Source organism: Mesorhizobium sp. 01N446 (genome assembly GCF_056399285.1).
On record NZ_JBFTRA010000002.1, the window covers coordinates 195,550 to 207,111 of the forward strand.

Below are 11,562 nucleotides of genomic sequence, written 5' to 3' on the forward strand. Positions count from 1 at the left end.
TTACTCCGAAAGCGTCTTCAAAAACGCCACCAGCGCCGAGCGTTCGCGGTCCGACAACTGCAGCGGGTGAATTTCGGACACGCCCTCGACGCTCGGCGCCGCCTTGGCGTAATGCGCCACCACCTCGTCGAGCGTCGAAAACTGCCCGGCATGCATGTAGGGCGGCCGCGTCGCCGCGCCGCGCAGCGAGGGCGTCTTGTAGGCGCGGATCAGTTGCGGTGCATCCTTGACCATGAAGCGCAGCTCGCCGCAAGCGGCGACGTCGCCGTCGCGATAGGCGCCGAAGCAATTGAACGGATCGGCCTCGACCTGTGCCACCGCATCGACACGCCCGCGATCCGGCGGCAGATCCGCGACAGGCGGCACGCCCGTATTGTGAAAACCGTTGTCGGTGAAGCGCGGGCCGTTGTGACAGGTCACGCAATTGGCCTTGCCGATGAACAATTTCAGCCCAAGGATCTCTTCCCGCGTAAAGACCGCATCGCCCTTCGGCTCGGCGCCGGTTGCAAGGTCGAGCGCAAAGCGGTCGAAGCGCGTCTGCGACGGCTCGATCGAGCGTTCGAAGGCGGCGATCGCTTTGCCTATATTGGCATAGACGTGGTTGATGGCGTCGCGCTGCGCATCGCTCATCGTCTTCCAGGCAGCCTTCTCGGCATCGTTTCCGAGCGGGCTGGCATTCGGCGGAATGCCGGAAAAATCGGGCAGCGGCCCGAAGATGCGCTCATAGCGCTCGCCGAAGCGCGCCTTGATGTAATGCGCGTAGGCGGCGCGGTTTCCCGCCTGCTCCAGCGGGTTTTCGAGCGGTGTCAGCGCTTGCGCCCACAGGCTGTCGCGGCGGCCGTCCCAGAAGAACCAGGGGTCGCGCGCGACGCCGGCCAGCGGCATTGTGCGCCGGTTGGTGCGGCCGACGCCGACGGCTTGTGGCAGGTCGTCCTGGAACTGACGGTCGATCTTGTGGCAGGTCGAACACGACACCGTGCCGTCCCGGCTCATGCCCAGATCGAAGAACAGCGTCGAGCCAAGCGCGGCTGCCGCCGGCACGTCAGCGAAGCGGTTGGTGGTGTCGGGCTTCAGCGACGGCAGCGTGTTCAGCGCCAGCGAAGCGATGGTCTTCTTCTCGGCGTCGGAAAAATCCGGCTTGCCGCAACCGACGAGGATGACGGCGACCATCAGCGCCAGAAAGCAGAAAAGGCGCTTCATCGATCGCTCACAGCACCACGTTGAACAGCACCGTATCGGAGCCGGCGCCGGACGAGATGGCGAACCGAAGTTGCCACCAGCCGCTCATGGTGAATTTCAGCCCCTCGATGCGGTAACGGCCATCGCCGAGATAGTCGGTCACCTGCGGGCTGGTCGGCAGGCCGTGATTGTGTTGCGGCATGCCGCCGGAGATGGCGATCGCGGCGCGCTCCACCGAAGCCCCTGTCTTTGTTTTCAGGGTCAGCAGCCAGGATTCCAGTTCGCCCTGCCGCACCACGCCCCGTTCCGGTACGAAGCTCGCCATATACAGCCCGTTGTCGGTTTTCTTCGTCCGCGAGACATCCGGGCCGGCAAGCTGCGCCGATTGCGGCGCCGTCAGATAGACGACCGCGAGAACGCCCGCCAGCAGCGCAGCCAGACCAAGACCCGCCAGGAGATAACGCCATATCGATGCCAAACCGGTTCCTCTTCCGCGGATAACGCTCTGCCGGGTGGATCGCGTCCCGCCAGCCTGTGGGAAAACGCTGTGGCTGAAAAAACCCGTCTTGCCAACCATGGCGCTGCCGCTAGCAAAAAGCTACAGCACCGCAATCACTGGAGGGTTGCAGATGGCGGGAAACGGTGTCGCTTCGGTCGGCGAATGCATGCTCGAACTGTCGGGCCAGACCGGTCCGAACTGGCGCATGGGTTTTGCCGGCGACACGTTCAACACGCTGTGGGCCCTCCATGCGCTGAGCGGAAACCGGCCGGCAACCTATGTCTCGGCCTTCGGCGATGACCCTTTTTCGCAGGGCCAGATCGACTTTTTCGCTGAAAACGGCATCGGCATCGGTTCCAGCCCGGTCATACCAGGCGCAAGGCCCGGCCTCTATGCGATCACGCTGACCGGCGCCGAGCGCTCCTTCACCTACTGGCGCGGCGACGCTGCTGCCCGGCACCTTGCCTCGGATCCCACCGCACTGTCGAAAAACCTGGAAAATCAGGCGCTTGTGTACTTTTCCGGAATCACTTTGGCAATTCTGGACGACGCCGCGCGCAAAACGCTGCTGTCGGCTGTGGCCAAGGCGCGTGCCGATGGCTCCCTGATCGCCTTCGACCCCAATTATCGCCCACGGCTCTGGCGCCGGCGCGAGGAGGCGCAGGCAGCGATCGTCGAGGCGCTTGATGTCACCGACATCGCATTGCCGACCTTCCCCGACGAGCAAATGCTGTTTGGTGATGAGACACCGCGGGCGACCGCGGAGCGGCTTGGACAATGGGTCGGCGAAGTCGTCGTCAAGAACGGCGAACAGCCGGCGCTGATTGCTCAAAACGAAACATTGCACGACGTGCCGGCGATCCACGTCGCGGCCCCCGTCGACACCACCGGCGCTGGCGATTCATTCAATGGCGGCTATCTCGCGGCGCGGCTTGCCGGCCATGGTCCGCAGGAAGCGGCAGGCCGGGCGCATCGCGTCGCCGCCGCCGTGGTCCAGGTTCGCGGCGCCCTGGCGCCATTCGAGACGCTGCGGGCGGCTTTCGACAGCTAAGGTCTGTTGAGATTCAGATCAGGCCGAGTCGAAAATGGCTGATATCGAGAACCGGAGCGGAGTGTACTGTTCGTACGTGAACACCGAAGCGCAGGTATTAGCCATTTGCAGGCCGGCATCACCTGAATCTCAACAGACCTATGGCAGGCGGAAACGATATTCCGTCACGTGGTGATAAATGGCACCTGGCCATAGCGTCGCCTGCGGGAAATATGGCCGGTTCGGCGCATCCGGCCATATTTGCGGCTCCAGGCAGAAGGCGGAAAAAGCCTTGTAGTCGCGGCCTTCCAGCCCCTTGCGCGGCGTCACATACTGACCGGTATAGAGCTGAACGCCTGGCTCCGTGGTCCAGACCTCCATCTCGACGCCGGAACTAGCCCCTTGCGTCCATGCCGCTTGCCGCAGCGGCCCACGCGTGGAGGCGAGGCAGAAATTCTGGTCATAGGGCAACTGCTCGCCCTCGGTCTCCATGCGCAGCGGCCGCGCCTGGCGGAAATCGAAGGGCGTGCCGTCGACCGGCTTGACCACGCCGGTCGGGATCATGTCGCTGTCGACAGGCAGATAGGCGCCCGCGTTCAGCATCATCCTGTGGTCGAGGACGTCGCCGGTGCCGCCATCGTCCAGGTTGAAATAGGAGTGCTGGGTGAGATTGCACAGTGTAGGCTCCTCGCAGGTCGCCGTCAGTTCGACGCTGAGCGTGCCGGGGATCTTCAGCCTGTAGGTGCAGGTGACGTCCAGCGCGCCGGGAAAGCCCATCGCGCCGTCGGGATCGTGCAGCGTCAGCGTGACGAAATCCCGGCCATGCAGCGAAACCGCCCACGGCCGGTGCGAATAGCCTTGCGACCCGCCATGCAGCGTGTGCTTGCCGAGGAAATTTTGCTCAGTCTGGTAGCGATTGCCATTGATGGTGAAGCGGCCATCGCGGATGCGGTTGGCATAGCGGCCGACCACCGCGCCGAAGAAGGCGTTGTCGGCTTCATAGGCGTCCAGAGTGTTGTAGCCGAGCACCAGCGGCGCATCATGACCGGTCAGGCGCAAATCCTGGATGATGGCGCCGAGCCCGATGATGTTGGCGGTGAGGCCGCCGCCCCTGATGGTGAAGCGGCGCACCGGCTCGCCTGCCTGCGTCGTGCCGAAAACCTCGCCGTCCTTCATCGCCATGCCCGCAAACGTCAGTTGATCCAAAGGATTTCGGCTGGTTTTCTCGACCCAGGGCGGCGGGCAAGGCCCGCCGACCCTGGGAATAAGCTATCAGAGGCCGAGGCCGCCGATACAGACATATTTGGTATCGAGGTAGTCCTCGATGCCCTGATGTCCGCCTTCCTTGCCGAGGCCCGATTCCTTGACGCCGCCGAACGGCGCCTCGGGCGTGGTGATGAGGCCTTCATTGACGCCGACCATGCCGTATTTCAGGCCTTCCATGACGCGGAAGGCGCGGCCGAGATCGCCGGTGTAGAAATAGCAGGCAAGGCCGAATTCGGTGTCGTTGGCGAGCGCTATTGCCTCCGCTTCCGTCTCGAACTTGAACACGGGGGCGACAGGCCCAAAGATCTCTTCCTTCATGAAGCGCATCTTGGGCGTCGCATTGGCGATGACCGTCGGCTGGAAGAACGAACCGCCCAGCGCATGGCGCTTACCGCCGGCGACGATCTTGCCGCCCTTGGAGGTAGCGTCGGCGATCAGTTCCTCGACCTTCTCGACCGCCTTCTCGTCGATCAGCGGTCCCTGCTGCACGCCTTCCTCGAGGCCGGAACCGACCTTCAGCCCGTTGCTGGCGGCGGCGAGCTTCTCGACGAACTTGTCATAGACGCCGGCCTGGACGAGGAAGCGGTTGGTGCACACGCAGGTCTGGCCGGAATTGCGGTACTTGGCGGTGATGGCGCCGGCGACCGCACGCTCGATGTCGGCGTCGTCGAAGACGATGAACGGCGCGTTGCCGCCAAGTTCCATCGACACTTTCTTGACGGTCACCGACGACTTCTGGATGAGAAGCTTGCCGACCTCGGTCGATCCGGTGAAGGTGATCTTCGACACCAGCGGATTGGCGCAGATCTCGTCGCCGATCTCGCCGGCCGAACCGGTCAGGATGTTGACGACGCCCTTGGGGAAGCCGACTTCCTCGGCCAGCGCGCCCCAGGCGAGGCCCGAATAAGGCGTCTGCGAGGCAGGCTTCACCACGGCGGTGCAGCCGGCGGCGAGTGCCGGGCCAAGCTTGCGGGCCAGCATCGAGGACGGGAAATTCCACGGGGTGATCGCCGCGATGACGCCGACCGGTTCCTTGGTCACCAGGATGCGACGGTCCGCCCATGGCGAGGGCACGACGTCGCCATAGGTGCGGCGGCCTTCCTCGGCGAACCACAGAATGTAGGCCGCGGCCGAGCCGATCTCGCCCTTCGATTCGAACAGCGACTTGCCCTGCTCGATGGTCAAGAGTTCGGCCAGCACGTCCTGATTGTCCATCATCGCGTCATGCAGCTTGCGCAGCAGCTTCGAGCGCTCGAGCGCGGTCGTCTTGCGCCAGGTCTTGAACGCTTCGTCGGCGGCCTCGATGGCGCGGCGGGTCTCGGCCTTGCCCGACTTCGGCACGGTGCCGATCTTGAGGCCGGTGGCCGGGTTGTTGACGTCGACCGTCTGGCCGCTGTCGGCCTGCACCCATTCGCCGTTGATGAGATTGGCCTGCCGCATGAAATGGCTGGTTTTCTGAAGCATGGTCTATCCTCCGTTCGGCGCACTGACGGGCCGGTCTGTGAAATCTTCGGTGAGCGTGCGCCATGATTTGAAGCCGGCACGCCGGAGCCACTGCTCTTTACCTAGGGCAAGGCGCGCAAGCAATCGCAAGATGGCATATAGGGGTTGGGCCAGCCCAAGGCTAGTCCTTCACATGTGAATTAATTTGAAAGCCGAGACCTAACCAAAGATATGAACCACCACCGTCAGCCAGAAAGCGGTGGTGACGGCCGCGCAGGCCGTGGCGATGGTCATTTGGTTCGATGCCAGTGCCTGGCCGGTGTTGAACTGCACGGCAATCAGGTAGGAATTGATGCCGGACGGCAGCGCCGCCACCACCACCGCGACTTTGGCGGTCATCGGCGGCAGGCCGAGCAGCCAGACGAAGACGAGAACCAGCGCCGGCATCAGGAACAGTTTCAATGCCGAAAGCGCCAGCGCCGGCCGGACATTGCCGGAAACGCCGAAGCGGCGCAGGCTGAGACCCATGGCAAACAGCGCCACCGGCCCTGCCGTGTCGGCCAGCGCATCGACCAGCCGCATGACGAGGTCGGGCAACGGCACGCCGCTCAGCCGCCATGCCAGGCCGAGCAGAATGCCGATGATCAGCGGGTTGATGAACAGCCGCCGCAGGAAGCTGCGCAGCACCCGCAGCGGATGCACATGTTCGCCACCGCTCCGGCCGAACATCTCGAACAGTACGATCGAGGCCATCATCATGACCGGCAGATGCACGGAGACCAGCAGCGACAGCACTTCGAAACCGCTCGGACCGAATATGCCGAGAATGAAGGGAGCGCCGAGCAGCACGACATTGGAATAGGCCGACGACACACCGCCGACGACACCGGCGCGCGCGTCGCGCCCGAAAATCCGCGTGGTGACGAGATGGCCGGCGGCCCAGGTGATCGCCACCGCCGTGAAATAAGCTCCCCATAAAGGCCATGGCGCGACGCCGTGGAAATCGGCGTTCACCATGGTCTGGAACAGAAGCAGCGGCATCGCCACCGAGACCGCGAAGTCCGATATCCCCTCACCGCTCGTTGGCCTGAGATAGCCGGTCAACCCGGCGAGATAGCCGAGTGCAACGAGGCTGAAGACGAAAAGCACGGTTTCTGTAAGCGGAGACATTTTTCAGGGATAGGCGAGCCACGTCAGCGGCGCAATCGCGCCCGAATTTGATCATGCCCAAGTTTGATCATGGTACACTGGCAGCGTTATAGAGGGTTTGGAGTATCAGGGCGGACACCAACGACAAATGACCTTTGTCGAAACCTCGGGACGCAACCTTTTTTCGCGTATGTGGCTGACGGCTTTCGTCGCCGCACTGTTTTGCCTTGCCGCGACGGCGTTCGCGCTTGCCGAAACGAAAAGCCTCAAAGGCGTGGCGCTGATCATCGGCCAGTCGAACTACTTGCACATCGCCGCCCTGCCCAACCCGGCCAATGACGCCCGCGACATGGCCAAGATGCTGACCGACCTCGGCTTCGATGCCCGCAACGTCACCGATCGCGATGCCGCCAAGCTGAAGCGCGATCTCGATCGCTTCGTCGAGGATGCCGAGGGTGCCGATGTGGCCTTCATCTATTATTCAGGCCACGGTATCGAGGCCGGCGGCGAGAATTACCTGGTTCCGGTCGATGCCGACATCTCGTCGCTCAAGGATGCAGGCCAGGCGCTGGTGCCGATCTCCGCCGTCATGGATGAACTGAAGAAGACCGTACCGGTGACGATCATGCTGCTCGATGCCTGCCGCACCAATCCGTTTCCGGCGGATGCAGTGGTGCGCAGGGCGCCGACCGCTTCCGCCGAGCCGATCGGCGCCGGCGGGCTGGAACCGGTGCGTGGCGCGAAGGCCATCGCCAATGCGTCGGCGCAAGATGCGAGCTTGGGCACCGTGGTCGGCTTCGCCGCCGAACCGGGCCGCCCGGCGCTCGACGGCGCGGCCGGCGAAAACAGCCCCTACGCCGCCGCCCTGCTGCGCCACCTCGCGGCGATGAAAGGCACGGAGTTCGGCTCGGTCATGCGCATGGTGACGGAGGAAGTCTATCTCGACACCAAGGCCAAGCAGCGCCCCTGGGTCAACGAAAGCTTGCGCCGCCTGCTCTATTTCGGCGTCGCGCCGCCGGAGCCGACCGGCGATGACGGGCTGATCACCGGTGAGCGACGGCAGTTGCTCTTGACCATTTCCGACCTGCCCGACCCGAAGCGGGCGCAAGTGGAACTGGCCTCGTTGCAGGACGGCGTGCCCCTCGACGCGCTCTATGGCGTGCTGAGGGCGCTGGGCACGGACAAGATTCCCGAGGATCCGACCGACCTGCAGAAGGTGCTCGACGCCCAGTCCGAGCGCCTGAAGAAGATGTTGTCGGAACGCGCGGCACTGCGTACCGACGATCCGGAGATCAAGCGGCTGGTCGAGTCCGCCGACAAGGCCATCGGCCAGGGCGCCATGGTGACGGCGCGCAAATTCCTCGATGACGCCGTCGGCAGGGTCGAGCAGAACAGCGGTGCCGTTGACGACGCCGAGGAACTGGTCAGGCAAAAACGCATCGCCGACGCCGCCATCTATGCCAAACGCGCCGACGCCGCCGCACTGGTCTTCGACTACAAAGCCGCCGCCAACGACTACGCCAAGGCCTTCTCGCTGGTCGAGAAATGGGACGACAAGCTGCGCTGGAACTACAAGAACCAGGAAGCCGAAGCGCTCAACTCTTATGGCTATGCCACCGGCGACCTCGACGCCTTGCAGCACGCAATCGAAGCCTATCGCGTCATCCTGAACTTCATCCCCAATGGCGAGCAGAATCGCGACTGGGCGATCACCCGCAACAACATGGCTGTGGTGCTGCAGACCATCGGCGAGCGCGAGACAGAGACCGCGCATCTCGAGGAAGCGGCACAGATCTTCCGCGATTCGCTTGTCGTCTTCGAGCGCGAGAAGGACGACCCCAACTGGGCCGCCGCGCAGAACAATCTCGCCAACGTCCTTTTGAAGATCGGCGAACGCGAAAGCGACCCGAAGCGGCTCAATGAGGCGGTGGCGGCGATGCGCGCCGCGCTGGAAAAGCGTCCGCGCGACAAGCTGCCGCTCGACTGGGCCGCTTCACAGAACAATCTCGCCCTCGCGCTCTACGCGCTTTCGGAGCGCGAACCCGCCGGCGAACATCTGAAGGACGCGGAAGCCGCCTACCGTCTGGCACTCGAGGAGTACACGCGCGAGAAAGCTCCCGTGGAATGGGCGATGGTCGAGAACAATCTCGGCAACACGCTGGTGACGCTTGGCATCCAGCTCAACGACAAGGCCAAGATCAACGAGGCGGCCGACGCCTTCCGCGCCGCGCTGACGGTTAGAACCCGCGAGACCTTCCCGGTCTCCTGGGCGACCAGCCGGCTCAACCTTGGCAATGCGCTGAGTGGTGTCGCCCGCTTCGACACGGGCACGGACACTCTCGAAGAGGCAGCCGCGGCCTATGACGATGCGCTGACGGTGTTTACCCGCCAGCGCTTCCCGATGGATTGGGCATCCGCCCAGAACAATCTCGGGTCGATCTACCAGACGCTCGGCCAGCGGACCCGCGACGCGGCCAGGCTCGAACAGTCGGTGGCAGCGTTCCAGGCAGCCCGGCAGGTCTATGTCAGGCGGAAATTCCCGCTCGACTGGGCCATGTGCTATTACAATCTCGGCAACACGCTGCAGCTGCTGGGCGGCGTTACGGACAAGCCCGAGCATTACAGCGAGGCGGTCGACGCCTACAGCAATGCGCTACGCGAGTACAAGCGCGAGACCAACCCTCGGCAATGGGCGCTGGCCCAGGCCGGCCTCGGTTCGACGCTGCACTGGCTGAGCATGAGCAATGCCGATCCGAAAATCCTGCGGAATTCGATCGCGGCCCGGCGGGCAGCACTTGAGGTTCTGACCATCGAGACCGCCCCCATCGACTGGGCCAACGCCCAGAACGGCATCGGCATGAGCCTGCTCAATCTCGGCAATCTCGAACGGACCGGCAAATATCTCGACGAGGCCGAAGCGGCGTTCACGGCGACGCTGAAAGTATTCACCAGAGAAAGCCAGCCCATGCAATGGGCCTTCGAACAGAACAATCTTGGCGACATCCATTGGAACCGCGCCACCTATGGCGGCGGCAAGGCGGAGTATCTCAAGGCTATCACGTTCTTCGAGAACGCCAAGCAGGGCTTTACCGAAGCCGGCTACACCGTCCCCATCCCACTGACTGACCAGAAGATCGATCTGGTGAAAAAGCAAATCGCCAAAAAGTGAGCCTGGGACGTGCGCAACGCCCGCTTGTCTTTGTGCCGGCCTTCCGATCCCTATATGCGAAGTGACCGGAACCCGATGTCGGGCTGCCTAGAGCAATTCCAGGAAAAATGTGAGCGGTTTCCCCATAGGAATTGCGTCAAGACAAAGAGTTAGGACTGCGATGATCCGATTTGCCCTGGCCCTGCTGCTGCTCGTCATTCCCGTTGCGGCTCACGCCACGGATGCCGGCTGGGCGCTGCTGCGCGATGGCGGCCATATCGTGCTTCTGCGCCATGCCATGGTCACCGGCACCACCGACCCCGCCAATTTCGACATCGACAGCTGCGCCACCCAGATGAACCTGTCGGCACGCGGCAAGCAGCAGGCTAGCAAGATCGGCGCCTTGTTCGCCGCCCGCGCCGCGCCGATCGAGCGCGTGCTGTCCAGCCGTTACTGCCGCTGCCTCGACACAGCGCGCATCGCCTTCGAGACCGAGCCGGAGCCGTTTGCGCCGCTCGATCTGCTGAAAGGCGACGATGCGCAGAAGGCGGCGCAGATCGCCGCGATCATGAAGGAAATCCGCGCCTATTCCGGCTCCGACAATCTGGTCATGGTCACCCATCTGGAAGACATCGTGGCGCTGACCGGCGTGTCGCCGCGCGAAGGCGAAGCCGTGGTCGTCGAGCCGCAGGGTGACGGTCTGCGCGTGCTCGGCCGCGTCACTTTCTAACGATGATCGGGGCCCGCTGACGTCTCACCGAGCAGCCATGCATCGATGCGGACTTTCCATGTCTCGATCATACCCGCGAAGGCATCCTCCGTCAGTTCAGACAGATAGGATTCTCCCGCCGCGTTCAGAGCCGTGAACGTATAGGCAATCGACGCTTCGGTGCCGCCATCGGCCGCCGAACGGCAGGTCACTTCGACAAATCCGAAACGCGAGTCCGGTGTGACCCTGACATAGCGGACACGGTGCGCGGTTGGATCCCAGTCGGCGCAGGCCCAGAGCGTCGTCTCGTCGCCATGGGCGGTTCGGAAGACCATGCCTTGCCCTGTTTCTCCACCTTGCGGATGCAGGAATTCCGGATCCCAGCCCTCCACCCACAAGGTCTCGCCGATTGGCGTAAACAGCGGAAAGACGCGATCGACCGGACCGGAAAGGACGATGCTGTGGCTGCGTTCAAGATGGCTCGTCATCTGCTTTTCCATGCCGTTCAATCAGACGGTGGCTGTCCGCCGCGCCAAGCTCCAGCCCGTAGATGCGTTTCAATTGGCTGATTGTTTCCAATGTCTCCGGAGAAAACGGCGTTTGCCCCTCGAAAGCGTGCAGCACGATGCCTTCGATGAGATCGCCGAGGCTCATGTCGCGATGCTCGGCCAGCGCCTTGAGCACCTTCACCAGCCGCTTTTCCAGGCGCACGCCCGTCTGTATACGCTCGATGTTCATGCCAACTCCTACCATGGTACATTGGTACAATCAAAGGCGTTGACCGTTGTGTTGCCGAAATGCCACTACTGAAAGAAGCCACGAATTCGCCGCGACAATGCCGCTTGCGACAACCCGTCGCAGGCTCTATAGCCGCGCTCCCGGTCACGAGAACCGAAGTGAGCACAACGGTTGGAGCTTTCGTCTCCGCCCGTGCAGGCGGCTTTGCCGCTCTGTATACGGCGCCGCTTTGGGGATTGGGATCGCGGATGTAGCTCAGTCTGGGAGAGCGCCGGATTTGGATCCGGAGGTCGCAGGTTCGAATCCTGCTGTCTGCACCACGGATAGCTCAGCTGGTTAGAGCATCAGACTCATAATCTGACTGTCGAAGGTTCGATTCCTTCTCCAAACGGCCTGATAAG

Annotated in this window: 10 protein-coding genes and 2 tRNA genes; 5 read left to right on the forward strand and 7 right to left on the reverse strand. The window is 63.2% G+C overall.

Annotated features, from left to right (window positions below; all coding sequences use genetic code 11):
• Entirely contained in the window at nt 1–1,200 is a 1,200-nt protein-coding gene (locus AC1DPX_RS09255; protein ID WP_477236075.1) for a cytochrome-c peroxidase, read from the reverse strand.
• 7 nt (nt 1,201–1,207) lie between these two features.
• Nucleotides 1,208–1,657: a FixH family protein gene (locus tag AC1DPX_RS09260; protein WP_202354018.1), complete on the reverse strand. Its 450-nt coding sequence runs from the start codon at nt 1,655–1,657 to the stop codon at nt 1,208–1,210.
• Between the two features lie 151 nt (nt 1,658–1,808).
• On the opposite strand from AC1DPX_RS09260, the gene AC1DPX_RS09265 reads away from it, so the two are divergent.
• Nucleotides 1,809–2,729: a sugar kinase gene (locus AC1DPX_RS09265; protein WP_477236077.1), complete on the forward strand. Its 921-nt coding sequence runs from the start codon at nt 1,809–1,811 to the stop codon at nt 2,727–2,729.
• Nucleotides 2,730–2,867: 138 nt separating this feature from the next.
• On the opposite strand, the gene AC1DPX_RS09270 is transcribed toward AC1DPX_RS09265, so the two are convergent.
• The 3 genes from AC1DPX_RS09270 to AC1DPX_RS09280 all read right to left on the reverse strand — a co-directional run bounded on the left by AC1DPX_RS09270 (nt 2,868) and on the right by AC1DPX_RS09280 (nt 6,587).
• On the reverse strand, nt 2,868–3,890 hold the full coding sequence (locus tag AC1DPX_RS09270) for an aldose epimerase family protein (protein WP_477237477.1): 1,023 nt from the start codon (nt 3,888–3,890) through the stop codon (nt 2,868–2,870).
• Nucleotides 3,891–3,980: 90 nt separating this feature from the next.
• Nucleotides 3,981–5,438, reverse strand: coding sequence for an NAD-dependent succinate-semialdehyde dehydrogenase (locus AC1DPX_RS09275; RefSeq protein ID WP_202354016.1), 1,458 nt, complete (start codon nt 5,436–5,438; stop codon nt 3,981–3,983).
• A 198-nt stretch (nt 5,439–5,636) separates the two neighbouring features.
• Nucleotides 5,637–6,587: an AEC family transporter gene (locus AC1DPX_RS09280; RefSeq protein WP_202354015.1), complete on the reverse strand. Its 951-nt coding sequence runs from the start codon at nt 6,585–6,587 to the stop codon at nt 5,637–5,639.
• Between the two features lie 127 nt (nt 6,588–6,714).
• Between AC1DPX_RS09280 and AC1DPX_RS09285 the strand changes: the two genes are divergently transcribed.
• Together AC1DPX_RS09285 and AC1DPX_RS09290 are read left to right on the forward strand one after the other, a co-directional pair.
• Nucleotides 6,715–9,735 (forward strand): caspase family protein, encoded by a 3,021-nt coding sequence (locus tag AC1DPX_RS09285; RefSeq protein WP_477236079.1) that lies wholly within the window; start codon nt 6,715–6,717, stop codon nt 9,733–9,735.
• Between the two features lie 160 nt (nt 9,736–9,895).
• Nucleotides 9,896–10,444, forward strand: coding sequence for a histidine phosphatase family protein (locus AC1DPX_RS09290; protein WP_202354013.1), 549 nt, complete (start codon nt 9,896–9,898; stop codon nt 10,442–10,444).
• Here AC1DPX_RS09290 and AC1DPX_RS09295 read toward each other — a convergent pair.
• Nucleotides 10,441–10,911 (reverse strand): hypothetical protein, encoded by a 471-nt coding sequence (locus AC1DPX_RS09295; RefSeq protein WP_477236080.1) that lies wholly within the window; start codon nt 10,909–10,911, stop codon nt 10,441–10,443. The two genes, AC1DPX_RS09290 and AC1DPX_RS09295, sit on opposite strands and share 4 nt — an antisense overlap.
• Nucleotides 10,895–11,161, reverse strand: a complete 267-nt coding sequence (locus AC1DPX_RS09300; protein WP_202354011.1) for a hypothetical protein — start codon at nt 11,159–11,161, stop codon at nt 10,895–10,897. Before AC1DPX_RS09300 ends, AC1DPX_RS09295 begins: the two co-directional genes overlap by 17 nt.
• A 244-nt stretch (nt 11,162–11,405) precedes the next feature.
• Between AC1DPX_RS09300 and AC1DPX_RS09305 the strand changes: the two genes are divergently transcribed.
• A tRNA-OTHER gene (locus AC1DPX_RS09305) sits at nt 11,406–11,481 on the forward strand.
• Nucleotides 11,482–11,549, forward strand: a tRNA-Met gene (locus AC1DPX_RS09310).
• Nucleotides 11,550–11,562 lie beyond the last annotated feature (13 nt).